The sequence below is a fragment of the Halomonas sp. LBP4 genome (assembly GCF_003202205.1).
Lineage (GTDB): Bacteria > Pseudomonadota > Gammaproteobacteria > Pseudomonadales > Halomonadaceae > Halomonas > Halomonas flagellata.
On sequence record NZ_PDOG01000002.1, the window covers coordinates 43,228 to 69,224 of the forward strand.

Sequence of the window (25,997 nt, forward strand, 5' to 3'; positions counted from 1 at the left end):
GGCCAGACACCGGGCGTGGCCAGCTCCACCAGATGGTCGTCGGGGGCGCGGTAAATATGATAGAGCAGGCTTTCGCCGTTATTCCGCGAGAGTCTCAGTAGGTCGGCCAGACCCCGGGGGTGGCCAGCTCTACCAAGTGCCCATCCGGGTCGCGGAAATAGAGGCTCTCCCCGCCACGTGGCCAGTGGGTACGGCCTTCGATGGTCACGCCATGGTCGTGGAGCTGGGCCTCCCAGGTCTCGAGCTCGCGGGCGGCGATGGCGAAGGCCAGGTGCACCCGCCCGGCACCGTCATGGGGGGGGATGGTGCCCATGTCGTTCGGCAGCACCACGGTCTCCAGCGTCTCGCCCCGCAGGAACAGCAGCAGTACCGAGCCGGCACCGGCGTCATAGGCGGTGAAGCGATGGTCGGCGTTGAAGGGCTCGAGTCCCATCACCCCCTCGAAGAAGGCTCTGGCACGGTCCATGTCCTCCACGTAGAGCGCGGTTTCCAGCACGCCGTTGAGCTTGGGCATGACCACCTCCCGGCGATGGCTTCCTTCCCTTCAGCCTAGCAGGTCGCCGTCAGCGCCGGGCCAGCCAGAACCACCGGCTGTAGTGGCGCACCGTCTCGGCTTGTCGGTTAGCGGAATCGCGGGCCTCGCGGGTTGATCGGATGATTGCCCAGGGATAACCCCCTTCGGTGACTCACCGCTCATGCTCGGAAGGTGCTCTCCGGAGTGCAGTCGAAATATTTTGGTTAACCCAATGAAAGCTCAGGAGTTAAAACGACCGTGCGACCAAAGTATTAGCGATTTTCGGATTAAAACGAACGTTTGCCCTTGAACGATGGCGTGCAATAGGCGAAAACGGGGCAGCTCACCAGCACCCCGGCGAGGGTGCATTACACAACCAGCTCCAGCACGAATCTGGAAAAGGACGTCGAGACCATGCACAACAAGTTCAACAAGCTCTCCATCGCCGTGGCCATTGCCTCCTCCGCTCTGGTCGCCTCTCAAGCCTTCGCTTCCGGCTTCCAGGTCCGTGAGCAGAGTGCCAAGACCCTGGCCAACGCCCTGTCCAACGCCGCTGCCGGGGCCGAGGATGCCGGCTTCATGGCCTACAATCCGGCGGCCCTCGGCAATATCGACGGCAACCAGGTCGTCGGTGGGCTGGCCTATATCGATGCCGACTTCGAGCTCAGGAACGCCGAAGCATCCGATGCCTCGGGAATGTTTGATTTTGACCGTGGCGGTTCACGCCAGGGCGGGGAGGCCGCCTTGGTGCCGTCCTTTGCTGCCAAGACCCGGCTCAAGGAGCGGTTCGATCTTGGCCTGGCCGTCTATGCGCCCTATGGCCTGTCGACCAAGTACGACGAGGACTGGATCGGGCGTTACCACGCCATCGAGTCCGAGCTCGAGACCATCGACTTCCAACCGACCCTGAACTATCGGGCTTCTGACCGCCTGAACCTGGCCGTTGGCCTGCGTGCCCAGTATGCCGATGCGACCCTCTCGAATGCCATCGACTTCGGGTCGGCGGCCGCCATGCAGGGCTTGCCCGGTGCCACCCCTGGGCAGAACGATGTCATTGGCGAAGTGACCGGCGACGACTGGGGGTATGGTTATATCCTCGGGGCCCTGTTCCAGGCCACCGAAAAGACCCGCCTGGGCATCGGCTACCGTTCGGAAATCGATCTGACGCTCGATGGCGAGCTGAAGGTGAAGGGTACCGATCCCGTCTCGGATGGCGCCATTGACGCAGGCCTCGTAACGGGAACTGGAGGAAAGGCAGAGCTTACTACCCCAGCCAACCTGAATCTGGGGGTCTATCACCAGTTGACCGACCGCCTGGCGCTGATGGCCAATGCCGAGTGGACCGAGTGGAGCAGCTTCGACGAACTGGTGGTGGAGTTCGAGGATGGCAGGGCGCCGAGCCGTACCGAGGAGAACTGGGACAATACCTGGGCCTTCTCGGTGGGGGCCAACTATGCGCTCACCCCGCAGTGGTTGCTGCGTGCCGGCTTGGGTCATGACGAGACGCCGATCCCCGGCAGCGAATTCCGCACCCCGCGGGTGCCGGACGCCGACCGTACCTGGGCGACCCTGGGGGCTACCTGGATGCCGACCGCCGACCTGGGCATCACCGCCGGTTATATGCGTGTCTTCGGCGATGATGTCGACATGAATCAGGATGGGGCCAAGGAGGAGAACGCGACGCGGGGCAACCTCTCGGGGACCTATGAGGTCTCGGCGGATGTCTTCGCCCTCTCGGTGGACTATCGCTTCTGACGTCAGTGTCCCCGCCAGCCTCGGCCGGGGCTGGCGATCCGGGGTCGTATTCTCGGGTCGTGGTGGATGCGACGCGGCGGCACATTCGCTACAATGATCGCCTTTTCCGTGCCGTCGGCGCATTGGCTCGCTGCCAGCGCTCCGGCGGCCGATTTTCCACTGCAGACTCAGGCGAGCCCCATGCTGGAAACCAACCCCGTCCATAACCTCATCAAGGACCTGTCTGAGCGGACAGACGTCCTGAGGGGGTATCTTTGACTATGCCGAAAAGAAGGATCGGCTAGAGGAAGTCACCCGCGAGCTGGAGGACCCGGGCGTCTGGAACGACCCCGACTATGCCCAGAAGCTCGGCCGTGAGCGTGCCTCGCTCGAGCAGATCGTGGCCACCATCGACGAGCTCGACCAGGGGCTGGGTGACAGCCGCGACCTGCTGGAGCTGGCCGAGATGGAGGAGGACGCAGCCACCGTCGCCGAGGTCGAGAAGGAGCTCGACGGGCTCAAGGCCAGCCTCGAGACGCTCGAGTTCCGGCGCATGTTCGCCGGCCCGATGGACCAGAACAACGCCTACCTGGACATCCAGGCCGGCTCCGGCGGCACCGAGGCCCAGGACTGGGCCAACATGCTGCTGCGCATGTACCTGCGCTGGGCCGAGCATCACGGTTTCAAGGCGGAGATCATCGAGGCCTCCGCCGGCGAGGTGGCGGGCATCAAGTCGGCGACGGTGCATATCCAGGGCGACTACGCCTTCGGCTGGCTGCGCACCGAGACCGGCGTGCATCGCCTGGTGCGCAAGAGCCCCTTCGACTCCGGCGGCCGCCGCCACACGTCGTTTGCCTCGGTGTTCCTCTCGCCGGAAGTCGATGACAGCTTCGAGGTCGAGATCAACCCGGCGGACCTGCGCACCGATACCTACCGCTCCAGCGGCGCCGGCGGCCAGCACGTCAACACCACCGACTCGGCGGTACGCATCACCCACGAGCCGACCGGCATCGTGGTGGCTTGCCAGAGCCAGCGCAGCCAGCACGCCAACCGCGACTTCGCCATGAAGCAGCTCAAGGCGAAGCTGTGGGAGCACGAGATGCAGAAGCGCAACGCCGCCAAGCAGGAGGCCGAGGACTCCAAGGCGGACATCGGCTGGGGCAGCCAGATCCGCTCCTACGTGCTCGATGACCAGCGCATCAAGGACCTGCGCACCGGGGTGCAGACCAGCAACTGCGACAAGGTGCTCGACGGCGATCTGGACCCGTTCATCGAAGCCAGTCTCAAGCAAGGACTGTAGCCACGAGCCTCGAGCGACGAGCTGCGAGCGAAACATCGTCCCTTATCGCTCGTGGCCCGTAACCCGTGGCCCGTGGCCCGTAGCTCATTCTTTACAGGTAGCGTAATGGCCAACCAGGATTCACCTCAACACGACGAAAATCGCCTGATCGCCGAGCGCCGCGCCAAGCTGGCCGAGCGTCGCCGGCTGGCCGAGAGCCGCGGCGAGAGCGCCTTCCCCAACGACTTCCGTCGCGACAGCCTGGCCGCCGAGTTGGCTGCCGAGCTGGGTGACAAGGAGAAGGAGGCGCTCGAGGCCCTGGGCCGTCATGCCGGGGTCGCCGGCCGGATCATGCGCAAGCGCGGCCCCTTCATCGTCATCCAGGACGTCTCGGGCCAGATCCAGCTGTACGTCGACAAGAAGGGGCTGCCGGCAGAGGTGCTGGAGGACGTCAAGGGTTGGGACATCGGCGACATCGTGGCCGGCCGCGGGCCGGTGCACAAGTCGGGCAAGGGCGACCTCTACGTGATGATGGTCGAGGCGAAGCTGCTGACCAAGAGCCTGCGCCCGCTGCCCGACAAGTTCCACGGCCTCACCGACATGGAGGCCCGCTACCGTCAGCGCTATGTCGACCTGATCATGAACGCCGACTCGCGTCGGACCTTCGAGGTGCGTGCCGCGGTGATCAGCGCCATGCGCCGCTTCTTCGAGGCCCGCAGCTTCATGGAGGTGGAGACCCCCATGCTGCAGCCGATTCCCGGCGGTGCCGCTGCGCGCCCCTTCGTCACCCACCACAATGCGCTGGACATCGACATGTACCTGCGCATCGCGCCCGAGCTCTACCTCAAGCGCCTGGTAGTGGGGGGCTTCGAGCGGGTCTTCGAGATCAACCGCAACTTCCGCAACGAGGGGCTTTCCACCCGGCACAACCCCGAGTTCACCATGATCGAGTTCTATCAGGCCCATGCGAACTACCATGACCTGATGGATCTCACCGAGGAGATGCTGCGCAGCGTCGCCCGGCAGGTGCTCGGCACCACCACCGTGGTCAACACCGTGCGCAATGCCGAGGGCGAGGTGCTGGAGACCTTCGAGTACGATTTCGGCCAGCGACTGAGACGGATCAGCGTGTTCGACGCGATTCTCCAGTTCAACCCGGAGATCCAGGCCGAGGCGCTGGCCGACGAGTCGGCCGCGCGCCAGATCGCCGAGCGCCTGGACATCGACGTCAAGGATGGCTGGGGGCTGGGCAAGGTTCAGATCGAGATCTTCGAGAAGACCGTCGAGCATCGCCTGCAGCAGCCGACCTTCATCACCGAGTATCCCACCGAGGTGAGCCCCCTGGCGCGACGCAAGGACAACGATCCCTTCGTCACCGAGCGCTTCGAGTTCTTCGTCGGCGGTCGCGAGATCGCCAACGGTTTCTCGGAGCTCAACGACGCCGAGGACCAGGCCGAACGCTTCCGCGCCCAGGCGGCGGAGAAGGAGGCCGGCGATCTCGAGGCGATGTTCTACGACGCCGACTACGTGCGGGCCCTGGAGTACGGCCTGCCGCCCACGGCGGGCGAGGGCATCGGCATCGACCGGCTGGTGATGCTGTTCACCGACAGCGCCTCGATCCGCGACGTGCTGCTGTTCCCGGCCATGCGCCCCGAGGCGGTGGAATAGTTGGTAAGGGGCGCCGCGAGCGCCCATAATGGTCAGCGTTTCGACGTCGAGGAGACCACGATGAAACTGCTCAACCGCTCCGCCCTGAGCGTCAGGCCGACCCGGCATTTCGTGGAATGGATCAATGCGCTGGAACCCACGGTGGGGGACGACGACTTGACCCTGGCCGACGTCGAACGGGAAAGCACCGTCTACCTGATTCCCGAGATGGACACGCCCGAGGCCCTCGAGGCCTTCGTGCGCGAGCGCTACCTCGAGATCCTCGAGACCGAGTTGCGCGCCTGGGAAGAGGACGAGCGCCAGTGGCCCGAAGCTCTCGACTGGGCGCTGTTCCAGCGCTTCCTGCAGGTCGAGCACAGCTATCTCGCTATCGACCTGGACGACGAGGCGGCCCTCGAGATCTCCGAGGTCGATGATAGCCTGCTCCTGGAGACCGACCAGGATTGATCGTCCCGCTGCTCGGGAGTGACCTCGAGAAACCGGCTTCGGCCGGTTTCCTCGTTATGGATTCCTGACATGAGTCGACTCTTCGCAACACGGCCCGGCGACGACGCCGCCTCGCGGGCACCGAGCGGCGCCCGCGAGGCGGCGTCGTCGCGGCCCGACTGAGAGAGTACAATGGCCCCATCCATCCAGTATCGAGGAGCCGCCATGCGCACCCAGGCCATCATCGAAGAGAAGCTGCAGGCCCTCGACCCCACCGTCCTCACGGTGGAGAACGAGAGCCACATGCACAGCGTACCGGCCAATTCCGAGACCCACTTCAAGGTCACCCTGGTGTCCGGCCGCTTCCAGGGGCTGATGCCGGTCAAGCGTCACCAGCAGGTCTATACCCTGCTGGCCGACGAGCTGGCGGGCCCGGTCCACGCCCTGGCCCTGCACCTCTATACCCCGGAGGAGTGGCAGGCCCGCGGCGAGGACCGGCCGGCCTCGCCCAACTGCCGGGGCGGCAGCGGGTCGTGACTCCCGAGCCGCAGCGCCGGCAGTATCTCGAGGCCATGGGGCTGACCGCCTGGGAGGCCCGCTACCGGCTGCCCAACGCCCGGCCCACCCCCGCCTGCGAGTGGCAGCGGCCCGCGCCGGCCCCCACCGAGGCCCCGGCCGAGCGTCTGCATGCCCTGCTCGACGAGTCGGCCCGGGAGGCCCCGGCCCGCCCGACCCCCGAGCCAGCGCCCCGCGAGCGCAGTCAACGGCCGGCGGGGCCGGGCAAGGCCCGGGCGTTGCTGGGGGGCGGCGAGGTCCCCGGCGCGGCGGAGGCCCCGGCCGGGGGCGAGGAGCGCCCCGCGACGGAGCCGGCCAAGGCGCTGCGTTTCACGCTCCAGGTGGCCTGCCTCGATGGCCGCTGGCTGCTGCTGCTGCCCCGGGCCAGCCAGCCCGATGCCACCCGGCAGCGGCTGCTGGCCAACCTGCTGCAGGCCGCCGGGGTGCTGCCCGAGCGTCCGCTCGAGTTCGAGACCTTCCACTGGCCCCAGATGGAAGGCCTGCCGGTGGATGCGCCCCTGGAGGAGGCACGCCAGGGACTGCAGGCCTTTCTCGAGGGCCGCCGTCGCCGTGGCTGGGCCCCGGAGCGCCTGCTGATCTTCGGCCACGATGCCACCCTGGCCAGGGTGTTGACCGTCGAGGGCGCGCACTGCGCCCTGCTCGACCTGCCCGCCTGGCAGGGGCCGGGGCTGGACGAACTGGCCGGCAGTGCCGAGGCCAAGCGGGCGCTGTGGCCGCGGCTCGCCGGCTGGCGCGAGGCCTGGCAGGGCACCGGCGAGGACGACGATGCTGCGCCGGCTGGCGGCTGATGACCTGGCGGCCCTGGCGGCGCTCGAGCGGCAGGCAGCGTCGCCCCCCAGGTCCCGGGGCATGCTGGCGCAGGCGCTGGCGGATATCGATACCCGGGTAGTCGGTATCGAGGCCAGGGGGCGGCTGGTGGGGCATGCGATCGTGGCGAGATTGCCCTTCGAGGCCGAGTTGCAGGCGCTGCTGGTGGCGCCGGACCATCGTCGTCGGGGGCTGGCGGGAGAGCTGCTCGGGGCGGTGATCGAGCAGGCCCGGCGCTGGCAGAGCGAGCGCCTGCTGCTGGAGGTCAGGGCGGGGAATGGCGGCGCCATCGCCCTCTATCGCCGGGCCGGCTTCACCGAGGACGGCCGCCGGCGTGGCTACTACCCGCCCCGGGAGGCCGGGGAAGGGCGGGAGGACGCCGTGCTGATGTCGCTCCCGCTCGACCGGTGGTGAGGCGCGGCGCTCAGTTGCCCGCGCCGGTGTCGACCTCGTCGAACTTGCCCAGCAGGTCGCTGAGCCGGCGCTCCCACTCCTCGCGCTCCTGTTTCAGGCGGGAATTTTCCTCGCGCAGCTCCTCGGCTTCCATCTTGAGCAGCTCCAGGGCCTCGACGGCGCTGGTGACCTTCTGCTCGAGCCGGTTGAAGAGTTCGATGCTCATCCTGTTCTCCTGACAATGTCCTGGCGGTGCGCTCGTTCGCCCGAGCATCTGCCGGTCTGGCTGGCCCGGGGTGGGATTCGATCAGCGCGCAGCGTAACGCCGTGGCCGGGCCTCAGCAAGCGTCGCCATCCGGCGACCAGGGCAATCGGCGTTACCGCCATCTGCGATAGCCCTCATCCGGCGACCCGGTGCCGCTCTGGCCCTGGCGGCGATAGAGGCGTCCGGTGCTGTCGCCGGCGCGCACCTCCCGGTGCAGTTGCCAGTGGTCCGGCACGCGAGGGACCAGCTCCGACTCGGCCTCCAGGTAGATGAAGGCGTCCTCGGTCAGCCAGCCCGTCTCGAGTGCCAGGCAGCAGGGCGCGACCAGGTCCTGGCGGAAGGGCGGGTCGAGGAAGACCAGCGAGCAGGGCGTGGGCTCCCCCGCGAGGAAGGCCAGGGCGTCGGCGGTGACCACCCGGGCGCGTTCGCCGGCGCCGAGGGTTGCCAGGTTGTCGGCGAGGGCGTCGGCCACGCCGCCGTCACGCTCCACGAAGCAGGCCCGGCGAGCACCACGGGACAGTGCCTCCAGTCCCAGCGCCCCGGTGCCGGCGAAGAGGTCCAGCACCCGGGCGCCCGGGGTGGCCGTGGTCAGCCAGTTGAACAGGGTCTCGCGCACCCGGTCGGGGGTAGGGCGCAGGCCCGGGCTGTCCAGCACCGGCAGCAGCCGGCGACGGAAGTCGCCGCCGATGATGCGCAGCTTGCCGTGTCCCGCCCGGCGTGGAGCGCCGCCAGTGCCGCGCTGCCGGCGGCGAGGGCGTGAGGAGCGTCGTGTCATGGCCGGCATTGTACCCGCGGCCTTATCCACAGTCATGGTGCGCGATGGTAGGATGTGGCGATTCGTTCACCCGCGAGGCTGAAGCATCTCATGTTCGGTTTTTTCAAGCGCAAGAAGCAGCAGGACAAGCCCGGGAAGCCGGAGCAGCAGGAGAACGAACTCCTGACCGAGGACGAGGCCCCGGCGAAGGCCGACGACGCGGCGGCCGAAACCGGCGCCGAAGCGGAGGAGAGCACCGCGCGGCCGGAAGCGGCCGCGCCCGACGAGGCGGCCGCCGTCACGCCGCCCGAGCCCTCGACCCCGCAGGCCCGCGCGCCGGCGCCGGACGAGGCTCCGACTATCGAGCCCGAGCCGACCCGCGAGACCGGGGCGGCGGCCGATGCCCCGACACCGGCGACCGAGTCCGCCGAGGAGGCGCCGCGGGCCGCGCTGCAGGAGAAGCCGAGGCAGGAAGGCCGGCAGGAGAAGGCGGGCTGGTTCGCCCGTATCCGCTCGGGGCTCGGCAAGACCCGCGCCAACCTCTCCGACGGCCTCGCCGGGCTCTTCCTCGGCAAGAAGCAGATCGACGACGAACTGATGGAGGACCTCGAGACCCAGCTGCTGATGGCGGACGTGGGCATCGAGGCCACCACCGAGATCATCGACCGCCTCACCGAGCGGGTCTCGCGCAAGGAACTCAAGGATCCCGAGGCGCTCTTCCGCGCGCTTCAGGACGAGCTCGCCACCATGCTCGAGACGGTCACCAGGCCCCTCGAGCTGCCGTCGAAGGGCGAGGGGCCCTTCGTCATCCTGGTGGTGGGCGTCAACGGGGTCGGCAAGACCACCACCATCGGCAAGCTGACCCAGCGCTTCCTGCGCGAGGGCAGGAGCGTGATGCTGGCCGCCGGCGACACCTTCCGCGCCGCCGCCGTGGAGCAGCTCAAGGTCTGGGGCGAGCGCAACGACGTGCCGGTGATCGCCCAGCACACCGGTGCCGACAGCGCCTCGGTGATCTATGACGCCGTCGCCGCGGCCAAGGCGCGGGGCATCGACGTGCTGATTGCCGATACCGCCGGTCGCCTGCACAACAAGGCCCACCTGATGGAGGAACTGAAGAAGGTCCACCGGGTGATGGGCAAGCTCGACGCCACGGCCCCCCACGAGGTGATGCTGGTGCTCGACGCCGGCACCGGCCAGAACGCGCTGTCCCAGGCCAGCACCTTCAACGAGGCGGTACCGGTCACCGGGGTAACCCTGACCAAGCTCGACGGTACCGCCAAGGGCGGCATCATCTTCGCCCTGGCCAAGCAGCTCGGTACGCCGATCCGCTTCATCGGCGTCGGCGAGTCGCTCGATGACCTGCGGCCCTTCGTGGCGAGCGAGTTCGTCGACGCCCTGTTCGACCGGGACGCCGATCGGGACGCCGCCTCCGCATGATCGCCTTCGAGCATGTCGGCAAGCGCTACGGAGGGCGCTTCGAGGCGCTCGCCAACATCGACTTTCGCGTACGACGAGGCGAGATGGTCTTCCTCACCGGCCACTCCGGGGCCGGCAAGAGCTCGCTGCTGCGCCTGATCATGCGGCTCGAGCGGCCGACCCGCGGGCGGGTGCTGGTCGCCGGCCACGACATCGACCGGCTGCATCACAGCCAGGTGCCCTTCTACCGTCGCCAGATCGGGGTGGTCTTCCAGGATCACCAGTTGCTCTTCGACCGTTCCATCTACCACAACGTCGCCCTGCCGCTGGAGATCCAGGGCGTCGAGCCCCGCGAGGGCGCGCGGCGGGTGCGGGCGGCGCTGGACAAGGTAGGGCTGCTGCACCGCGAGAAGGCCCTGCCCATCGAGCTCTCCGGCGGCGAGCAACAGCGTGTCGGCATCGCCCGGGCGGTGGTCAACAAGCCGGCCCTGCTGCTGGCCGATGAGCCCACCGGCAACCTCGACCCCCAACTCTCCGCCGATATCATGGTGCTGTTCGAGGACTTCAATCGCATTGGCACCACGGTGATGATCGCCAGCCACGACCTGGCGCTGATCGCCCGCCTGCGCCACCGGGTGCTGCGCCTGCGCGATGGCCACCTGGTCGCCGACGAGGAGGCCGCATGAGCCGCCGCCCGGCACAACCGCCCCCTCGCGGTGCCCGCAGTCGTCGCACCCGCTCCTCGAGCCGCCTGCGGGGCTGGGCACGCCACCACCGCGCCATGTGCCTGGACAGTGCCCTGCGCCTGGTCCGCCGCCCCGTCGGCAGCCTGTTGACCATGCTGGCCATCGCCATCGCCCTGGTACTGCCCGCCACGCTCTGGTTGACCCTGGACAGTGCCCGGCTGCTCGATGCCGAGCTGGAGGAGAGTGCGACCCTCACCGTCTATCTCGAGCCCCGGGTGGCCGAGGCGCAGGCGGCGCGCATCGACGAGGCCCTGGTCGCCCACGAGGACGTGGCGCGCACCCGGCTGATCACCGCCGCCGAGGGCATGGCCGAGTTCCAGCAGGCGCTGGGGCTCGCCGATGCCCTGGGTCGGCTCGATGAGAACCCCCTGCCGGCCAGCGTGGTGGTGACCCCCGTCGATCCGGCCCCCGAGGCGGTGCGGGCGCTGGCCGAGCGGCTGGAGACGATGGCCGGTATCGAGGAGGTGCGCCTCGACCTGGCCTGGATCGAGCGGCTGCGCCACCTGGCCGAGCTGGGGCGGCGCGTGGCCCTGGCACTGGCGGTGCTGTTCGGCCTGGGGGTGCTGCTGGTGGTGGGCAATACCATCCGGCTCTCGGTGGAGAGCCGCCGTCAGGAGGTCGAGGTGGTGACCCTGATCGGTGCCACCCACGCCTTCGTGCGCCGGCCCTTCCTCTACAGCGGCGCCTGGTATGGCCTGGGGGGAGGCGTGCTGGCCTGGGGGCTGCTGACAGTCGGCAGCGGCTGGCTCGCCGCCCCGGTCTCGGCGCTGGCGGCCAGCTACGGCGCCAGCTTCAGTCTGCCCCGGCTGGGGCTTTCCGGCTCGGCAATCCTGCTCGTCTGTAGTACACTTCTGGGTTGGTTGGGTGCCTGGATCGCGGTGAACCGCCATCTCGCGGAGGTTCGGCCGCGATAGAGAGCGGAGGTTCGGCCGCGAAGAGCGGAGGTTCGGCCGCGAAGAGCGGAGGTTCGGCCGCGAAGAGCGGAGGTTCGGCCGCGAAGAGCGGAGGCTCGGCCGCGGCAAGGCCGTCGTCTCTCGTTCAGAAGGGGCGATACGGTTGCCGAGTTCCCCAACCCCGCCGTATATTCGCTGGAGATCAGTCGAATCAGTGGAACATTTTCTGGTCGCTGCCATCAAAGGCAGCGGACCCCGACATCAACCTGGGCCAAGACTCTGGGCTTGGAGAAGGAGACAACCTGCATATGAGCACCAGTCTTCTGCCGGTGGGCCACCTTTCCCCGGGACATGACCTCAACGGCTACATCCAGGCGGTCAACGTCATTCCGATGCTGACCGCCGACGAAGAGCGCGAGCTGGCCTTTCGCCTGCACGAGGAGGGCGATCTCGAGGCGGCGCGTCGCCTGGTGCTGTCGCACCTGCGCTTCGTGGTGCACATCGCCCGCAGCTACTCCGGCTATGGCCTGCCCCAGGCGGACCTGATCCAGGAGGGCAACGTCGGCCTGATGAAGGCGGTCAAGCGCTTCGACCCCAATCAGGGCGTGCGGCTGGTCTCCTTCGCCGTGCACTGGATCAAGGCCGAGATCCACGAGTTCGTGCTGCGCAACTGGCGGATCGTCAAGATCGCCACCACCAAGGCCCAGCGCAAGCTGTTCTTCAACCTGCGCAGTGCCAAGAAGCGCCTGGCCTGGCTGAACAACGACGAGGTCGATGCCATCGCCCGCGACCTCGACGTCAAGCCCGAGGTGGTGCGCGAGATGGAGGGCCGCCTGTCGGCCCACGATGCCGGTTTCGATGCCTCGCCCGGCGACGACGAGGAGTCCGCCTGGCAGGCCCCCGTGCACTTCCTGGACGATGACGCCGCCGACCCGGCCACCCAGCTCGAGGACAGCGACTGGGAAGGCGATGCCACCCGGCGCCTGCGGCTGGCCCTGGAGGAGCTCGACGAGCGCTCCCGCGACATCCTGCAGCGTCGCTGGCTCTCCGAGCACAAGGCCACGCTGCACGACCTGGCCGATGTCTACGGCGTCTCCGCCGAGCGCATCCGTCAGCTCGAGAAGAACGCGATGAAGAAGATTCGCCTGCAGATCGGCGATACCCTCGTGGCCTGAGCGATGACCTGAGCGATAGATGATCTGAGCGATAAAAGCGCGGCCGGAGCGCACGGCCCGCCTCCCCCTTGGGTGAGGCGGGCCGTTTTCGTTTAGATTGAGAGGGCGGAGGGAAAGGAGAGGGGGCCTGGTGCCGAGTGCCGGATTCGGCAGGGCCCGCGGTCGAATGGCGCGGGTGAGGGGGCATGACATGGAAGGCATGTTGCTGCTGTTGCTGATGGTGCTGGCGGTGCCGGTGTTGCTGGGGGTGGCGCTGATCAGGATCGGCCGGCTGCAGCGCCGCGTCGAGGCGCTGGAGGCGGCCCTGAGACATGGGAGGGGGCGTGAAGGCGCCGGTGGGGAAGCTGGGCGCGAGGGAGCCGCGACCGGCAGGGCCGATCGACGCCCCTCGCCGGCGGCCGCCTCCCCTGTGGCCGGCACTCCCCGGGAGGCCTGGGAGGCGGTCCCGCCCCATGTCGAGCCGAGCGACGCCGGTGTCCCGTCGACGGCCCCGATCGACCGGCTCGGCCCGCTGCTTTCCCGCGGCAAGGCGGCCGCGCGTCGCTGGCTCAGCGAGGGTAACGTGCCGGTCAAGGTCGGTATGCTGGTGCTCTTCGCCGGCGTCGCCGCCCTGATCAAATATGCCACCGACCAGGGCTGGCTGGCGTTTTCCATCGAGCTGCGCCTGGCCGGCATCGCCGCGGTCGCCATCCTGGGCCTGGCCTTCGGCTGGCGCCAGCGGGGCCGCCGCCGCGCCTTCGCGCTGAGCCTCCAGGGTGGTGCCATCGGCGTGCTGCTGATGGTGCTGTTCGCCGCGGCCAGGCTCTACCCCTTGCTGCCGGTGGAGGCGGCCTTCGTCCTGAGCGTCGCGCTGGTGGCGGGCCTGGGCGTGCTGGGGGTGAGGCAGAACGCCCTGGCCCTGGCGGTGATGGGCATCCTGGCCGGCTTCCTGGCGCCCCTGTGGCTCTCCACCGGGCAGGGGCACCACGTCGTGCTGTTCGGCTACTATGCGCTGCTCAACGTCGCCATCTTCGCCATGGCCTGGTATCGGCCCTGGCGGGTCCTCAACCTGCTCGGCTTCGTCTTCACCTTCGTGATCGCCACGGCCTGGGGCGTGCTGGCCTATCGCCCGGCCGACATCGCCACCGTGCAGCCGTTCCTGGTGCTGTTCTTCGTCCTCTACCTGTTGATTCCCGTCTTTCACGCCCGTCATCGGCCGGCGGCCACTGGCGGCCTCGTCGACAGCCGCCGCGTGGACGGCAGCCTGGTGTTCGGCACCCCGCTGGTGGCCTTTGCCCTCCAGTCGGCCCTGCTGGAGGGCGCCCGGATGCCGCTGGCCTACTGTGCCCTGGGGCTGGCGCTGGTCTATGCGCTGCTGGCCCGTCGGCTGCTGCGCCAGACGGCCCTGCGTTTCCTGGGGCAGGCCCATGCCCTGCTGGCCGTGGGTTTCGCGACCCTGGCGGTGCCGCTGGCCCTCTCGGCCCGGCTGACCGCCAGCGCCTTCGCCCTGGAGGGGGCGGCCCTGATCTGGCTGGGGCTGCGCCAGCAACGCCGGCTGCCGCAGGTCGCCGGCGTGGGGCTGCAGCTGCTGGCCGGCCTGGCCCTGCTGGGGGGCCAGGTCCTGGCCGGTGGCGATGCGCGGGCGCTGGCCAATCCCGCCTTCATGGGCGCCCTGTTGATCGCCCTGGCAGGCTTCGCCAGTGCCTGGAGCTACCGCCGGGCCGCACGACCCCGCCTGGCGTTGGCCTGGTATCTCTGGGGACTGGCCTGGTGGCTCGGCAATGGCGTGCACGAGATCGAGCGCTTCGTGGCCTCGGAGCATGCGGCCGGTGCGCTGCTGGTGTTCCTGGCGCTGAGCGGGGCGCTGCTCGGCGAGGTCCATCGCCGGCTGCGCGAGCCGCCCCTGGCCTGGAGCCTGGCCGGGGCCCTGCTGCTGGGCCTGGTGTTGCTCGCCCAGCCCCTGCTGGCCACGCCGCTGCCGGCCCCCGGGCGGCCCTGGGTGCCCCCGGACGGCGCCGGGCCGACGCTCTGGGCCTGGGCGGTGCACGTGGCACTGGGCTATCGCCTGCTGTCCGGCCTGGCCGGTGACCCAGCGTCCGGCGCTGCGGCGGTCAGGCGTCCGGTGGCCTGGGCCCAGGCCGCCTGGCTGTGGGCCTGGCCGCTGTTCTGGTCGGGGTGGCTGGCCCGGCTGGTGGCGCCACCGCTCGGCCTGGCCTGGTCGCTGGGCGCGGCGCTGCTGCCCTGGCTGCTGATGGCGGCGCTGCTGCAGCACCGCCCGGGCTGGGTGCTGCGGCCACTGGCGGTCGAGGCCGAGGCCTGGCGGCGGTCGCTGCTGGCGTCCTTTCTGGCGCTGCTGGCGCTGGCCTGGCTGGTCGCGCTGGGTCAGCCCGGCGATCCGGTGCCCCTGCCCTGGTGGCCGCTGCTCAATCCCCTGGAGCTCGCGCAGTGGGCGGTCCTGCTGCTGCTGTGGCAGGCGCGTCAGGCCCGCCGGCTACCCGGCTGGCTGCAGGAGCGTAGCGGTGCGGTGCTGGCGGCGGCCGGCTTCGTGCTGCTGACCGTGACGGTGCTGCGGGGCCTGCACCTGCGGGCGGATGTCGTCTGGTCGCCGGCGATGCTCGCGAGTGGCCTGGTCCAGACCGGGCTGACCCTGCTGTGGAGCCTGCTCGGCGTGGCCGGCTGGATCGTCGGCTCGCGGCGCGGGCAGCGCCAGGTGTGGCTCGCGGCCGCGGTCCTGATGGCGGTGGTGCTGGCCAAGCTGGTGCTGGTCGATCGTGTCCACCTCGGCAACCTGCTGGGCATCGTCTCCTTCATCGGCTACGGGCTGCTGTGCATCGGGGTGGGATATGTGGCGCCGGCACCACCGCGCCGCGAGGTGCCGCGTGCCGAGGGTATCGGGGAGGGGCGACCATGAGACGCCTGTTGGCGCTGTTGCTCGGCTGGCCGCTGCTGGTATCGGCAAGCGACCACCAGGCGGACTGGGTGCGCGAGTGGCCGCTGATCCTGGCGGGGGAGGCCGGCGGGGCCTATCGGTTGACGCTGGACCCGGCCATGTATCGCAGTGCCCGGGATGCTGCCCTGGGGGATCTCCAGGTCTTCGATGCCCGGGGCGTGGCCGTGCCCACGACGGTGATGCCGGAAGACGCCTCGGCCGACCCGATCGCCGCGACCCTGGCGGTGCCCTGGTTTCCCCTGCCCGCCCCCGAGACCGAGGGCGGGGCCCGCTGGGAACTGATCAGCGAGACCGATGCGCAGGGGCGGCTGAGGCGGGTCGAGACCCGGGGGCTGGAGGAGAGTGCGCCGCGGCGACCGGACGGGGCCGCCCTGGTGGATGTCGGCGCCGTCGACGAGCCCCTGCTGGCGCTCGAACTGGCCTGGCCTGAATCCCGGGCCCCAGTGGATACCGCCTATCGGGTCGAGGCCAGTGACGACCTCGAGCGCTGGCGGACGGTGCTGGAGCGGGGCCGGCTGCTCGACCTGACGCATCAGGGGCATCGCATCACCCGCCGACAGCTGATGCTGGGCGGGGTCTCGGCCCCCTATCTGCGGCTGCGCCCGACCGTTGGCGAGGCGCCACTCGAACTCGAGGAGGTGCGCGCGGTGCCGATGCCGGTTCGCGCCGAGCGGCCCTGGCAGTGGCTGGCCCTCGACGGCCAGCGGCGGGCGGAGGGCGGCGTCGACTATCGGCTCGACGGGCGATTCCCGGTCGTACGGGCCGATGTCGAACCGGCCTCGGGGGCCGGGGTCGGGCGCTGGACGCTGTGGAGTCGTGACGACGAGGGCGACGACTGGCGGCGGCGCAGCGGCCCCTGGATCGGCTACCGACTGGACGACGAGAGCGGCGAGGTGCGCTCGCCGCCCCGGGAGATCGCCGGCCCGGTGCGCGATCGCCACTGGCGGCTGACGGCCGAGGGCGAGGCGGCCGGCACGGCGCCGACCCTGCGCCTGGGGTATCGTCCCGAGCGCGTGGTGTTCCTGGCCCAGGGCGAGGCGCCCTTCAGCCTGGCGGCCGGCAGCGCCCGGGCAAGGCGCGCCGAAGCGCCGGTAGCGACGGTACTGGCCTCGCTGCGCGAGCAGCGGGGGGAGGCGTGGCGGCCGGCGGTGGCCACGGCCGGTGCGGCGAGGGAGCTGGCCGGCGAGCGGGCGCTGCGACCCCCTCGCGACTGGACGACCTGGCTGCTGTGGGCGGTGCTGGGCGGAGGGGCGGCCCTGGTGGCGGGCCTGGCGCTGGGGCTGTTGCGCCAGGCCCGCGGCTGAGGCCCACCCGGCCTCTCAGGCCCTCGCCAGCTGCGGCGTCTCCCTGAGCAGTTGCGCCGAGAGCAGCGTCCACTGGTCGTCCCAGTGTTCGGTGGGGCGGCGGCGGAAGTCGCTGCGCACGTACTGGGAGATGCGCCCTTCGGCCTGGGCCAGCAGCAGGTTGGCCGCCGCCGAGACCGGCAGGGAGGGGCGACGCCCCTCGCGCAGCTCGGCCTCGCGCAGGATCTGCTTGAGCTGGGTCTCGAGCCGCTCGAACAGCTGGTGGATGCGCAGCCGCAGGCGGGCGGTCTCGCCGGTCAGGGCGTCGCCGCCGAGCAGCCGGGAGAGCCCCGGGTTCTTCTCGGCGAAGCCGAGCAGCAGGGTGAGGACCTGGCCGCAGCGCGGGACGGCGAGGGGCTCCTGGTCGAGGATGCGGCTGATGCGCTCGAACAGGGACGCCTCGATGAACTCGATGAGTCCCTCGAACATGCGCGCCTTGCTGGGGAAGTGGCGGTAGAGGGCGGCCTCCGAGACGCCGACCTGGCGGGCCAGGGCGGCCACGGTGATGCGCTTGCCGCTGTCTTCCTCCAGCATCAGCGCGAGCGCCTGGAGGATCTGCTCGCGGCGGCTGGGGGTGGGGGTTTCCTGCGTCATATCGGTCTTTTCTTTTATGTGGTCGCACCATCCTAATCGGGGCTCCGCGGCAGCGCAAAGGTCGCCGCGGGACCGGCGGCTCAGCCGGTGGGGCCTTCGTGGGCATCGTCGGTGATCAGGGTGCCGACCCCGGCGTTGGTGAAGATCTCCAGCAGGGTGGCGTGGGGCACCCGACCGTCGATGATGTGGGCGCTACGCACCCCGCCCTTGACGGCGTCCAGGGCGCAGCGAATCTTCGGCAGCATGCCGCCGTGGATGGTGCCGTCACTGATCAGGGCGTCCACCTGGGCGGTGGTCAGCCCGGTGAGCACCTCGCCCTCGGCGTTCATCAGGCCGGCCACGTTGGTCAGCAGCATCAGTTTCTCGGCGCCCAGCGCCTCGGCCACCTTGCCGGCCACCAGGTCGGCGTTGATATTGTAGCTGTGGCCCTCGGCGTCGACGCCGATGGGGGCGATCACCGGGATGAAGTCGCGTTCGGCGAGCATCTCGATCAGGTCGGTGGAGATGTGCTCGACCTCGCCGACGTGGCCGATGTCGATGATCTCCGGGGCGGTCATCTCCGGCGTCTGGTGCTCCACCTTGAGCTGGCGGGCGCGGATCTGGGCGCCGTCCTTGCCGGTCAGGCCGATCGCCTTGCCGCCGCACTGGTTGATCAGGTTGACGATGCCCTTGTTGACCAGGCCGCCGAGCACCATCTCCACCACGTCCATGGTCTCGGCGTCGGTCACCCGCATGCCGTTGACGAAGCGCGACTCGATATTGAGCTTCTTGAGCAGATCGCCGATCTGCGGCCCGCCCCCGTGCACCACCACCGGATTGATGCCCACCTCCTTCATCAGCACCATGTTGCGGGCGAAGGAGTCGATCAGGGTGTCCTCGGTCATGGCGTTGCCGCCGTACTTCACCACCACGGTCTTGCCGGAGAAGCGCTGGATGTAGGGCAGCGCCTCGGAGAGCACCTCCACCACCAGGCGCGGGTCACGGGTCTTGTCGGTCATGCTCGGGTTCCCTTGTCATTCCGGCTGCCGCGTCTCGGCGGCAGCCTGTCTTGGAGGAGGTCGCCTCGCTCAGAGCGTCACGTCCAGTTCGGGCGCCACCTGCTCGAGGGCCTCGGCGAAGCGCGTGCGGATGCGGTCCAGCGCTGCCTCGCTCTTGCCCTCGAAGCGCAGCACCAGCACCGGCGTGGTGTTGGAGGCGCGGCACAGTCCCCAGCCGTCGGGGTAGTCGACGCGGATGCCGTCGAGCGTCGTCTTGACGCCCTCGGCGCCGAAGTCGCCCTCCCGGGCCAGGCGGGCCACCAGGTCGAACTTGGTCTCGTCGGTGACGGTGACGTTGATCTCCGGGGTACTCAGGTCCTGGGGGAAGCGGGCGAAGAAGGCATCGGCGTCTTCGTGTTGCTTGGACAGGATCTCCAGCAGGCGGGCGGCGCCGTAGAGGCCGTCGTCGAAGCCGTACCAGCGCTCCTGGAAGAAGATGTGGCCGCTCATCTCGCCGGCCAGCAGGGCACCGGTCTCCTTCATGCGGGCCTTGATCAGCGAGTGGCCGGTCCGCCACATCTCCGGGGTGCCGCCGGCCTCCTCGATCACCCGCGTCAGGTTGCCGGTGCACTTGACGTCGAAGATCACCCGGGCGCCGGCGTTGCGCGAGAGCATGTCCTCGGCGAAGGCCATCAGCAGGTGGTCGGGGTAGATCAGCTTGCCGCTCGGGGTGATCACGCCGAGGCGGTCGCCGTCGCCGTCGAAGGCCAGGCCGATGTCGGCGCCCGTCTCCTGCACGATACGGATCAGGTCCTGCAGGTTCTCGGGCTTGCCCGGGTCCGGGTGGTGGTTGGGGAAGGTGCCGTCGATCTCGGCGAACAGCGGCACGGTGTCGGCGCCGAGCTTCTCGATCAACTGCGGACCCAGTTCGCCGGCCACGCCGTTGCCGCAGTCGACCACCGCCTTGAGCGGTCGCTCCAGCTTTACGTCGCCGAGGATGCGCTCCAGGTAGGCGGCGCGCACGTCCTCCTGGCGCACCCCGCCGTCACCCTCGCTCAGGTCGCTCGTCACGATACGCTGGTAAAGCGCCGTGATGGCCTCGCCGGAGAGTGTCTCGCCGCCCAGCACGATCTTGAAGCCGTTGTAGTCGGGCGGGTTGTGGCTGCCGGTGACCATCACCCCCGAGGCGGTCCCCTCGAGCACATGGGTGGCGAAGTAGAGGACGGGGGTGGGCACCATGCCGATGTCGATGACATCGCGCCCGCTCGCGGTCAGGCCGCGGGTCAGGGCGGCGAGCAGGCGCGGCCCGGAGAGGCGTCCGTCACGGGCGACGACCACGGTGGATTCGCCGCGGGCGGCGGCCTCGCTGCCGATCGCGCGACCGATCAGCTCGACGCTTGCCTCGGTGAGGGTGTCATCGACGATGCCGCGGATGTCGTAGGCGCGGAAAATCGACGCGGGTACGGCCTGTCTGGTGTCTTGGGTCATCTGATCAATCCCTTGTTGGAGCCCGAACGGCTCAGTGTCTTCCCGAACTGCCGAAGCCGCCGTCGCCCCGGGCGCTGGCGGCGAAATCGTCGACGACCTGCAGTTCGGCCTGCACCACGGGAACAAGCACATACTGTGCCAGTCGCTCGAAGGGCTCGAGTACGAAGGGGGCGCCGCCACGGTTCCACACCGAGACCATCAGCTCGCCCTGGTAGTCGGAGTCGATCAGCCCCACCAGGTTGCCGAGCACGATGCCGTGCTTGTGGCCGAGCCCCGAGCGGGGCAGGATCATGCCGGCCAGCCCCGGGTCACCGATGTGGATGGCGAGCCCGGTGCGCACCAGCTCGCACTGGCCCGGCGCCAGGGTCAGGGGCGCGTCGAGCAGGGCGCGCAGGTCCATGCCGGCGGAGCCGTCGGTGGCGTAATGGGGCAGGTAGTCGCTCAGGCGCGGGTCGAGCAGCTTGACGGCCAGGCGAGGCTTGGCGGACGGGCGTTCGGCGGTGTCGGGCATCGGAAGTCCTTGCGGAATGGGGGGTGGTATCAGGGGTGTCGATGCGCCTGCAGGCAGGCCAGGGCGCGTTGGATCACGGCCATGGCGAGTTGCGACTTGGGCTGGGGGGCGAGGGGGTCGCGGCCCAGGGTGTCGCCATCTCGCCACAGGATCAGGGCGGCATTGTCGTCGGCGCCGAAGCCGAGCCCGGCCCGGGAAACGTCGTTGGCGACGATCATGTCCAGCCGCTTGCGGGTCAACTTGTCCCTGGCATAGGCCTCGAGATCGCGGGTCTCGGCGGCGAAGCCCACTACCAGGGGGCGATCCTCGCGGGCCGCCACCTCGGCGATGATGTCGGGGTTCTTGACCAGGGTGAGGGTCAGGTCGTCCTGCCCTTCGCGCTTCTTGATCTTGTGCCTGGCCGGCGCCTCGGCGCGATAGTCGGCCACGGCGGCACAGCCGATGAAGATGTCGCTGTCGCCGGCGAGCCGCTGGGCGGCATCGTGCATCTCCCGCGCCGTCTCTACATCGAGACGCTCGACCCCCTCGGGGGTGGGCAGGGACACCGGGCCGCTGATCAGCCACACCTTCGCGCCGAGGCGGGCGGCGGCGGCGGCCAGGGCGTAACCCATCTTGCCGGAGCTGTGGTTGGAGAGGTAGCGCACCGGGTCCAGCGGCTCCCGGGTGGGGCCAGCGGTGATGGTGATGGTCAGGCCGTCGGCCTCGCGGGATCCGGACGCCTGGGTCGGCGCGGTATCGGTCGCCGTGGCTGGCGCGGCTTCGGGCGTCATGGCCGGCGCGGCTTCGGGCGCCATGGAAAGCAGCTCGGCGACGATCGCCTCGGGCTCCAGCATGCGCCCCGGGCCCACGTCGCCGCAGGCCTGGTCGCCGCTGGCCGGCCCCAGCAGGTGCCAGCCGTCTGCCTCGAGCCGGGCGGCATTGCGCCCCGTCGCCGGGTGGCGCCACATCGCCTGGTTCATGGCCGGGGCCATCACCTTCTCGGCCTCGCTGGCCAGGCAGAGGGTGGTGAGCAGGTCGTCCGCCTGTCCCGTGGCCAGGCGTGCCATCAGGTCGGCGGTGGCCGGGGCGATCAGGATGGTGTCGGCCCAGCGGGCCAGCTCGATATGGCCCATGCCGGCCTCGGCCTCCGGGTCGAGCAGCGAGGTGCGCACCGGCTCGCCGGTCAACGCCTGTAGCGTCAGGGGCGTGATGAAGGCCTGGGCGCCCTCGGTCATGACCACGCGCACCTCGCAGCCCGCCTGCTTCAGCAGGCGGGCGAGATGGGCGCTCTTGTAGGCGGCGATACCGGCGCTGATGCCGAGTAGGAGGCGCTTGCTTGACAGCGTTGACATGGACGAGATCCGAGCTGATATCCAGTCGCCTACCTTACCATCGGCGGGGTGCCTTGCGTAGCCGCGGTGGCGTCGGGGGACGGCTACACTGGTGTGTGACGCAATGGCGACGGAACGGTGTGCAGGGAGGCAGGAATGGCGATCCGTGACTGGCCGGAGGGCGAGCGCCCCCGGGAAAAACTGCTGGCGCTGGGGCCCGAGGCGCTGTCTGATGCCGAGCTGCTGGCGATCTTCCTGAGGGTCGGCGTGCAGGGCCGCTCGGCGGTGGACCTGGCCCGCGACCTGCTCGGCGCCTTCGGCGGGCTGCGACCGCTGCTCGAGGCCGGTCGTGAGCGCTTCTGCGCCGAGCATGGCCTGGGCACGGCCAAGTATGTGCAGCTGCAAGCGACCCTCGAGCTCTCGCGGCGCCACCTGGCCAGCCAGCTGGCCCGGGGCGATGCCCTGACCTCGCCGTCGCTGGTGCGGGCCTACCTCGCCTCGCAGCTGCGCCACCTGGGCCACGAGGAGTTCGCCGCGCTCTTCCTCGACAGCCAGCACCGGGTGATCCGTTACGAGTCGCTGTTCCGCGGCACCCTGGACAGCGCCTCGGTCTATCCCCGGGAGGTGGCCCGCCGGGCGCTGGAGCTGGGGGCGGGGGCGCTCATCTTCGCCCACAACCATCCCTCCGGCGTGGCCGAACCCAGCGACGCCGACCGGCGCATCACCGAGCGGTTGCGCGAGGCGCTGGGGCTGTTCGAGATCCGCGTGCTGGACCATTTCGTGGTGGGCGACGGCGAGGTGGTGTCCTTCGCCGAGCGGGGGTGGATATAACAGGGCTATCGCAGATGGCGGTAACGCCTCTCGCTTTGGGTAACGGCGATAGCCCTGGTGGATATGGGGAGTGGATAGGAAAACCGGACGTGGCCGGGTATAATGCCGCACCGGCTGCGCTCGGTCCTGCCCTTCGGCATGGATCCCTGCCTGTCATCGCCGCCTTCCGCGCCGCTCGCGAGTGACGCGGGGCCATGTCATGCCCCTGTCGGATCATCGTCGCGCCGCTTGCCGAGCGTGACGGTCTCTGGTATAAAGTGCAGCCTTTGAATTCCCTTGGGTCAAATGTAGCGGGATATCCCGGTTTGCCCGACAGGTTTTGAACACTCAGGTATTGAACACTCACGTTTCGAATACCTGGCCCAGCGGTTGGAGGCTCCAATGTCAAAAGTATGTCAGGTTACCGGCAAGCGCCCGGTGACTGGTAACAACGTTTCACACTCCCAGCGCAAGACCCGTCGTCGTTTCTTGCCGAACCTGCACAGCCACCGTTTCTGGGTGGAGTCCGAGAAGCGCTTCGTCAGGCTGCGCGTCTCCTCCAAGGGCATGCGCATCATCGACAAGAAGGGCATCGAGGCGGTGCTCGGCGACATCCGCAAGCGCGGCGAAGCCGTCTAAGCGATCCACCAAGGGAGCAATCAGTCATGCGTGACAAGATCAAGCTGGTGTCCAGCGCCGGTACCGGCCACTACTACACCACCGACAAGAACAAGCGGAACACCCCGGACAAGCTCGAGTTCAAGAAGTACGACCCGGTGGTCCGCCAGCACGTGATGTACAAGGAAGCCAAGATCAAGTAAGTCGCTCGCGACCCTTGATGGCTCCTGCCGCAGGTGAAAGACCTGTCCTTCTGAACCCGGCTGAATAAGCCGGGTTCAGGCGTTTGTGCAGGCCACCGGCGGCCGAGCGGAGCGAGAAACTCGATGCCCGAACTGCCCGAAGTCGAGACCACACGCCGTGGCATCGCGCCCCATGTCGAGGGCCGCGAGATCACCGAGGTGATCGTGCGTCAGCCGCGCCTGCGCGTGCCGGTGCCGACGGATCTCGTCGAGCGCCTGGTGGGCACCCGTGTCGGCATGCTGGCCCGCCGCGCCAAGTACCTGCTGGTGCCGCTCTGCCCGCAGGGCGAGGGCAGCGGGTCGCCGGCGACCCTGCTCTGGCACCTGGGCATGTCCGGCAGCCTGCGCATCGCGCGGCTCGGCGAACTGCCGAAGAAGCACGACCATCTCGACCTGGTGCTCGACGATGGCGCCATCCTGCGCTATCACGACCCGCGCCGTTTCGGTTTCGTCGACTGGCTGGCCGGCAGCGCCGAGAGCGACCCGCGGCTGGCCCGGTTGGGGCCGGAACCGCTGTCCGACGCCTTCGACGGCGCGCGGCTGTTCACCTGCTCCCGCGGGCGGCGCCTGGCGGTGAAGCCCTTCCTGATGGACAGCGCCATGGTGGTGGGGGTGGGCAACATCTACGCCGCCGAGGCCCTGTTCCTGGCCGGCATCGACCCGCGCCGGGCCGCCGGCCGCATCTCCCGGGAGCGCTACGACCGCCTGGCCGCGGCGGTGAAGGAGGTGCTGGCCGCTGCCATCACCCAGGGCGGCACCACCCTGCGCGACTTCGTCGGCGGTACCGGCGAGCCCGGCTACTTCGCCCAGCGCCTCAACGTCTACGGCCGCGACGGCCAGCCCTGCCGGCGCTGCGGCGCCGGGCTGCGCCTGGTGACCCTGGGCCAGCGGGCCAGCGTGTTCTGCGGCAGCTGTCAGACCTGACGCCAGGGCGGCGAGACCACCGCCATTTCCTCTTCTCCACGAGACAAGTCCATGACCGTCACCCGAACCCTGCGCCTGAAGAAGCACGCCGACCGCCGCCTCAAGGCCGGCCACCTCTGGCTCTACTCCAACGAGATCGATATCGAGGCCACGCCGCTCAAGGACATCGAGGCCGGCGAGCAGGCGGTGGTGGAAGCCGCAGGCGGCAAGGCCCTGGGCGTGGCCTACGTCAATCCGCACTCGCTGATCTGTGCGCGGATGGTCTCCCGTGACCCGAAGCAGGGGCTCGACCGCTCGCTGCTGGTGCACCGCCTGAACCAGGCCCTGTCGCTGCGCCAGCGGCTCTTCGCCAGGCCCTTCTATCGCCTGGTGCACGGCGAGGGCGATCTGCTGCCCGGGCTGGTCATCGATCGCTACGACGAGGTGCTGGTCGTCCAGCTCAACACCGCCGGCATGCAGGCGGTGGTGGAGGAGCTGCTCGACGCCCTGGACAAGGTGCTGTCGCCGCAGGTGGTGGTGCTGCGCAACGACACCGGCGGCCGTCGCCAGGAGGGCCTCGAGCTCGGCGTCGAGGTGGTCAAGGGCGAGCTGCCCGAGCGGGTGCTGCTGGAGGAGAATGGCGTGCGTTTCGCGGCCCCGGTCCTCGATGGCCAGAAGACCGGCTGGTTCTATGACCACCGGGTCAACCGTGCCTGGCTCAACGGCCTGGTGGCCGGCAAGCGGGTGCTGGACCTGTTCAGCTATGTCGGCGGCTGGGGGGTGCAGGCCGCCGCCAATGGAGCCTCCGAGGTGCTCTGCGTCGATGCCTCCGGTCCTGCCCTGGAACGGGTAGCAGAGAATGCCGCCCTCAACGGCCTGCATGAGCAGGTGGCGGTGGGGGAGGGCGATGCCTTCGAGGCCCTGGCCGCGCTCAAGGCCGACGGCGAGCAGTTCGACGTGGTGATCCTCGACCCGCCCGCCTTCATCAAGAAGCGCAAGGACATCCCGGCCGGCGAGCGTGCCTACGGCAAGCTCAATCGCGAGGCGATGCGGCTGCTCGGTCGCGATGGCCTGCTGCTGTCGGCCTCGTGCTCCATGCACCTGGCGCCGGAGCGGCTGGTCGACGTGGTGCGCGGCGCGGTGCGCCACCAGGACCGCCAGGGCCAGATCCTCTTCCAGGGCCACCAGGGGCCGGACCATCCGGTACACCCGGCGATCCCGGAAACCTCGTACCTCAAGGCCCTGGGCATCAGGGTGTTCAGGGATTGAGCGCCATGTCCTCCGAGTATGTCCGTGTCTTCGCCCACTCCAATGCGCTGCTGGTCAGTCATCTGCACAATGTGCTGGACGCGGCGGGGATCCCCGCCGAGCTGCGCAACATGACCCTGGGCGGCGGCGCCGGAGAGCTGCCGCTGGGGGAGTGCGAGCCCGAGGTCTGGGTGGCGCCCCATAACCGCGAGCGCGCCGAGGCGCTGATCCGCGACTCCCTGGAAGGGGGCAGCGAGCGGCCCGACTGGACCTGCCCCGGCTGCGGCGAACGCCTGGAGGGGGCGTTCGACACCTGCTGGAACTGTGGCACTCACCGCCCGGGCTGAGCGCCTGCCTGCCTCGTCCGCGGCGGGACCA

The 25,997-nt window shown here is 69.5% G+C and carries 27 protein-coding genes; 19 read left to right on the top strand and 8 right to left on the bottom strand.

Annotated elements, in window-relative coordinates; translation table 11 throughout:
* Positions 1-94: 94 nt before the first annotated feature.
* Positions 95-514 (bottom strand): VOC family protein, encoded by a 420-nt coding sequence (locus CR157_RS07275; protein WP_110282903.1) that lies wholly within the window; start codon positions 512-514, stop codon positions 95-97.
* A 414-nt stretch (positions 515-928) separates the two neighbouring features.
* Between CR157_RS07275 and CR157_RS07280 the strand changes: the two genes are divergently transcribed.
* The 7 genes from CR157_RS07280 (at position 929) to CR157_RS07310 (ending at position 7,418) form a co-directional block, all read left to right on the top strand.
* Positions 929-2,269 carry an OmpP1/FadL family transporter gene (locus CR157_RS07280; RefSeq protein WP_110282904.1) on the top strand — a complete coding sequence of 447 codons (1,341 nt, stop codon included), beginning with the start codon at positions 929-931 and terminating at the stop codon, positions 2,267-2,269.
* Between the two features lie 180 nt (positions 2,270-2,449).
* Positions 2,450-3,548, top strand: a protein-coding gene (gene prfB, locus CR157_RS07285) for a peptide chain release factor 2 (protein WP_110282905.1) whose coding sequence is annotated in 2 segments (ribosomal slippage) — positions 2,450-2,524 and positions 2,526-3,548 — 1,098 coding nt in all. Because the reading frame shifts where the segments join, the coding sequence is not laid out codon by codon here.
* A 105-nt stretch (positions 3,549-3,653) separates the two neighbouring features.
* Positions 3,654-5,195: a lysine--tRNA ligase gene (lysS, locus tag CR157_RS07290; RefSeq protein WP_110282906.1), complete on the top strand. Its 1,542-nt coding sequence runs from the start codon at positions 3,654-3,656 to the stop codon at positions 5,193-5,195.
* Positions 5,196-5,255: 60 nt separating this feature from the next.
* On the top strand, positions 5,256-5,642 hold the full coding sequence (locus tag CR157_RS07295; protein ID WP_110282907.1) for a hypothetical protein: 387 nt from the start codon (positions 5,256-5,258) through the stop codon (positions 5,640-5,642).
* A 204-nt stretch (positions 5,643-5,846) separates the two neighbouring features.
* The gene (locus CR157_RS07300) at positions 5,847-6,158 is read left to right on the top strand and encodes a BolA family protein (protein WP_110282908.1); all 312 of its coding nucleotides are present in this window, start codon (positions 5,847-5,849) and stop codon (positions 6,156-6,158) included.
* The gene (locus tag CR157_RS07305; RefSeq protein WP_181422001.1) at positions 6,155-6,985 is read left to right on the top strand and encodes a hypothetical protein; all 831 of its coding nucleotides are present in this window, start codon (positions 6,155-6,157) and stop codon (positions 6,983-6,985) included. The genes CR157_RS07300 and CR157_RS07305 overlap by 4 nt, the downstream gene beginning before the upstream one ends.
* Positions 6,963-7,418 (top strand): GNAT family N-acetyltransferase, encoded by a 456-nt coding sequence (locus tag CR157_RS07310; RefSeq protein WP_110282909.1) that lies wholly within the window; start codon positions 6,963-6,965, stop codon positions 7,416-7,418. Before CR157_RS07305 ends, CR157_RS07310 begins: the two co-directional genes overlap by 23 nt.
* A 10-nt stretch (positions 7,419-7,428) precedes the next feature.
* On the opposite strand, the gene CR157_RS07315 is transcribed toward CR157_RS07310, so the two are convergent.
* Both CR157_RS07315 and rsmD read right to left on the bottom strand, forming a co-directional pair.
* Positions 7,429-7,623, bottom strand: coding sequence for a cell division protein ZapB (locus CR157_RS07315; protein ID WP_110282910.1), 195 nt, complete (start codon positions 7,621-7,623; stop codon positions 7,429-7,431).
* A gap of 151 nt (positions 7,624-7,774) precedes the next feature.
* A complete protein-coding gene (rsmD, locus tag CR157_RS07320; RefSeq protein ID WP_110283446.1) occupies positions 7,775-8,437 on the bottom strand; it encodes a 16S rRNA (guanine(966)-N(2))-methyltransferase RsmD in 663 nt (220 codons plus the stop codon).
* 90 nt (positions 8,438-8,527) lie between these two features.
* On the opposite strand from rsmD, the gene ftsY reads away from it, so the two are divergent.
* From ftsY to CR157_RS07350, 6 genes are all read left to right on the top strand, one after another.
* Positions 8,528-9,853, top strand: a complete 1,326-nt coding sequence (gene ftsY / locus CR157_RS07325) for a signal recognition particle-docking protein FtsY (protein WP_110282911.1) — start codon at positions 8,528-8,530, stop codon at positions 9,851-9,853.
* Positions 9,850-10,518, top strand: coding sequence for a cell division ATP-binding protein FtsE (gene ftsE, locus CR157_RS07330; RefSeq protein ID WP_110282912.1), 669 nt, complete (start codon positions 9,850-9,852; stop codon positions 10,516-10,518). Before ftsY ends, ftsE begins: the two co-directional genes overlap by 4 nt.
* Entirely contained in the window at positions 10,515-11,492 is a 978-nt protein-coding gene (gene ftsX, locus CR157_RS07335; protein ID WP_110282913.1) for a permease-like cell division protein FtsX, read from the top strand. The genes ftsE and ftsX overlap by 4 nt, the downstream gene beginning before the upstream one ends.
* Before the next feature lie 287 nt (positions 11,493-11,779).
* Positions 11,780-12,646, top strand: coding sequence for an RNA polymerase sigma factor RpoH (gene rpoH / locus CR157_RS07340; RefSeq protein WP_110282914.1), 867 nt, complete (start codon positions 11,780-11,782; stop codon positions 12,644-12,646).
* Between the two features lie 190 nt (positions 12,647-12,836).
* The gene (locus CR157_RS07345) at positions 12,837-15,536 is read left to right on the top strand and encodes a DUF2339 domain-containing protein (RefSeq protein WP_110282915.1); all 2,700 of its coding nucleotides are present in this window, start codon (positions 12,837-12,839) and stop codon (positions 15,534-15,536) included.
* Positions 15,533-16,879: a DUF3999 domain-containing protein gene (locus CR157_RS07350; RefSeq protein WP_110282916.1), complete on the top strand. Its 1,347-nt coding sequence runs from the start codon at positions 15,533-15,535 to the stop codon at positions 16,877-16,879. The genes CR157_RS07345 and CR157_RS07350 overlap by 4 nt, the downstream gene beginning before the upstream one ends.
* A 15-nt stretch (positions 16,880-16,894) precedes the next feature.
* On the opposite strand, the gene slmA is transcribed toward CR157_RS07350, so the two are convergent.
* From slmA to coaBC, 5 genes are all read right to left on the bottom strand, one after another.
* The gene (slmA, locus tag CR157_RS07355) at positions 16,895-17,512 is read right to left on the bottom strand and encodes a nucleoid occlusion factor SlmA (RefSeq protein ID WP_110282917.1); all 618 of its coding nucleotides are present in this window, start codon (positions 17,510-17,512) and stop codon (positions 16,895-16,897) included.
* Positions 17,513-17,592: 80 nt separating this feature from the next.
* Positions 17,593-18,510 carry an acetylglutamate kinase gene (gene argB, locus CR157_RS07360; protein ID WP_110282918.1) on the bottom strand — a complete coding sequence of 306 codons (918 nt, stop codon included), beginning with the start codon at positions 18,508-18,510 and terminating at the stop codon, positions 17,593-17,595.
* Between the two features lie 69 nt (positions 18,511-18,579).
* Entirely contained in the window at positions 18,580-19,977 is a 1,398-nt protein-coding gene (locus tag CR157_RS07365; protein WP_110282919.1) for a phosphomannomutase/phosphoglucomutase, read from the bottom strand.
* A gap of 31 nt (positions 19,978-20,008) precedes the next feature.
* Entirely contained in the window at positions 20,009-20,488 is a 480-nt protein-coding gene (gene dut, locus CR157_RS07370) for a dUTP diphosphatase (protein WP_110282920.1), read from the bottom strand.
* A gap of 29 nt (positions 20,489-20,517) precedes the next feature.
* A complete protein-coding gene (gene coaBC, locus CR157_RS07375; protein ID WP_110282921.1) occupies positions 20,518-21,819 on the bottom strand; it encodes a bifunctional phosphopantothenoylcysteine decarboxylase/phosphopantothenate--cysteine ligase CoaBC in 1,302 nt (433 codons plus the stop codon).
* Between the two features lie 135 nt (positions 21,820-21,954).
* Here coaBC and radC point away from each other — a divergent pair, with 135 nt between their 5' ends.
* The 6 genes from radC (at position 21,955) to CR157_RS07405 (ending at position 25,966) form a co-directional block, all read left to right on the top strand.
* Positions 21,955-22,629: a RadC family protein gene (gene radC / locus CR157_RS07380; RefSeq protein ID WP_110282922.1), complete on the top strand. Its 675-nt coding sequence runs from the start codon at positions 21,955-21,957 to the stop codon at positions 22,627-22,629.
* Positions 22,630-23,010: 381 nt separating this feature from the next.
* On the top strand, positions 23,011-23,247 hold the full coding sequence (gene rpmB / locus CR157_RS07385) for a 50S ribosomal protein L28 (protein ID WP_110282923.1): 237 nt from the start codon (positions 23,011-23,013) through the stop codon (positions 23,245-23,247).
* A gap of 26 nt (positions 23,248-23,273) precedes the next feature.
* Complete coding sequence (rpmG, locus tag CR157_RS07390; RefSeq protein WP_102630031.1) at positions 23,274-23,429, top strand: 50S ribosomal protein L33; 156 nt, start codon at positions 23,274-23,276, stop codon at positions 23,427-23,429.
* 123 nt (positions 23,430-23,552) lie between these two features.
* Positions 23,553-24,392: a bifunctional DNA-formamidopyrimidine glycosylase/DNA-(apurinic or apyrimidinic site) lyase gene (mutM, locus tag CR157_RS07395; RefSeq protein WP_110282924.1), complete on the top strand. Its 840-nt coding sequence runs from the start codon at positions 23,553-23,555 to the stop codon at positions 24,390-24,392.
* A 51-nt stretch (positions 24,393-24,443) separates the two neighbouring features.
* The gene (locus CR157_RS07400; RefSeq protein WP_110282925.1) at positions 24,444-25,640 is read left to right on the top strand and encodes a class I SAM-dependent rRNA methyltransferase; all 1,197 of its coding nucleotides are present in this window, start codon (positions 24,444-24,446) and stop codon (positions 25,638-25,640) included.
* A gap of 5 nt (positions 25,641-25,645) precedes the next feature.
* The gene (locus tag CR157_RS07405) at positions 25,646-25,966 is read left to right on the top strand and encodes a putative signal transducing protein (protein ID WP_110282926.1); all 321 of its coding nucleotides are present in this window, start codon (positions 25,646-25,648) and stop codon (positions 25,964-25,966) included.
* Positions 25,967-25,997 lie beyond the last annotated feature (31 nt).

What these genes read in the sequence shown, in the direction of transcription:
- CR157_RS07315 (WP_110282910.1), bottom strand. Translation starts at nt 7,623, where the DNA reads ATGAGCATCGAACTCTTCAACCGGCTCGAGCAGAAGGTCACCAGCGCC.
- CR157_RS07345 (WP_110282915.1), top strand. Translation starts at nt 12,837, where the DNA reads ATGGAAGGCATGTTGCTGCTGTTGCTGATGGTGCTGGCGGTGCCGGTG.
- CR157_RS07400 (WP_110282925.1), top strand. Translation starts at nt 24,444, where the DNA reads ATGACCGTCACCCGAACCCTGCGCCTGAAGAAGCACGCCGACCGCCGC.
- slmA (WP_110282917.1), bottom strand. Translation starts at nt 17,512, where the DNA reads ATGACGCAGGAAACCCCCACCCCCAGCCGCCGCGAGCAGATCCTCCAG.
- CR157_RS07310 (WP_110282909.1), top strand. Translation starts at nt 6,963, where the DNA reads ATGCTGCGCCGGCTGGCGGCTGATGACCTGGCGGCCCTGGCGGCGCTC.
- CR157_RS07300 (WP_110282908.1), top strand. Translation starts at nt 5,847, where the DNA reads ATGCGCACCCAGGCCATCATCGAAGAGAAGCTGCAGGCCCTCGACCCC.
- ftsY (WP_110282911.1), top strand. Translation starts at nt 8,528, where the DNA reads ATGTTCGGTTTTTTCAAGCGCAAGAAGCAGCAGGACAAGCCCGGGAAG.
- rpoH (WP_110282914.1), top strand. Translation starts at nt 11,780, where the DNA reads ATGAGCACCAGTCTTCTGCCGGTGGGCCACCTTTCCCCGGGACATGAC.
- dut (WP_110282920.1), bottom strand. Translation starts at nt 20,488, where the DNA reads ATGCCCGACACCGCCGAACGCCCGTCCGCCAAGCCTCGCCTGGCCGTC.
- CR157_RS07280 (WP_110282904.1), top strand. Translation starts at nt 929, where the DNA reads ATGCACAACAAGTTCAACAAGCTCTCCATCGCCGTGGCCATTGCCTCC.
- radC (WP_110282922.1), top strand. Translation starts at nt 21,955, where the DNA reads ATGGCGATCCGTGACTGGCCGGAGGGCGAGCGCCCCCGGGAAAAACTG.
- lysS (WP_110282906.1), top strand. Translation starts at nt 3,654, where the DNA reads ATGGCCAACCAGGATTCACCTCAACACGACGAAAATCGCCTGATCGCC.
- rpmG (WP_102630031.1), top strand. Translation starts at nt 23,274, where the DNA reads ATGCGTGACAAGATCAAGCTGGTGTCCAGCGCCGGTACCGGCCACTAC.
- rpmB (WP_110282923.1), top strand. Translation starts at nt 23,011, where the DNA reads ATGTCAAAAGTATGTCAGGTTACCGGCAAGCGCCCGGTGACTGGTAAC.
- rsmD (WP_110283446.1), bottom strand. Translation starts at nt 8,437, where the DNA reads ATGACACGACGCTCCTCACGCCCTCGCCGCCGGCAGCGCGGCACTGGC.
- CR157_RS07295 (WP_110282907.1), top strand. Translation starts at nt 5,256, where the DNA reads ATGAAACTGCTCAACCGCTCCGCCCTGAGCGTCAGGCCGACCCGGCAT.
- coaBC (WP_110282921.1), bottom strand. Translation starts at nt 21,819, where the DNA reads ATGTCAACGCTGTCAAGCAAGCGCCTCCTACTCGGCATCAGCGCCGGT.
- ftsE (WP_110282912.1), top strand. Translation starts at nt 9,850, where the DNA reads ATGATCGCCTTCGAGCATGTCGGCAAGCGCTACGGAGGGCGCTTCGAG.
- CR157_RS07275 (WP_110282903.1), bottom strand. Translation starts at nt 514, where the DNA reads ATGCCCAAGCTCAACGGCGTGCTGGAAACCGCGCTCTACGTGGAGGAC.
- argB (WP_110282918.1), bottom strand. Translation starts at nt 18,510, where the DNA reads ATGACCGACAAGACCCGTGACCCGCGCCTGGTGGTGGAGGTGCTCTCC.
- ftsX (WP_110282913.1), top strand. Translation starts at nt 10,515, where the DNA reads ATGAGCCGCCGCCCGGCACAACCGCCCCCTCGCGGTGCCCGCAGTCGT.
- CR157_RS07350 (WP_110282916.1), top strand. Translation starts at nt 15,533, where the DNA reads ATGAGACGCCTGTTGGCGCTGTTGCTCGGCTGGCCGCTGCTGGTATCG.
- CR157_RS07365 (WP_110282919.1), bottom strand. Translation starts at nt 19,977, where the DNA reads ATGACCCAAGACACCAGACAGGCCGTACCCGCGTCGATTTTCCGCGCC.
- CR157_RS07405 (WP_110282926.1), top strand. Translation starts at nt 25,646, where the DNA reads ATGTCCTCCGAGTATGTCCGTGTCTTCGCCCACTCCAATGCGCTGCTG.
- mutM (WP_110282924.1), top strand. Translation starts at nt 23,553, where the DNA reads ATGCCCGAACTGCCCGAAGTCGAGACCACACGCCGTGGCATCGCGCCC.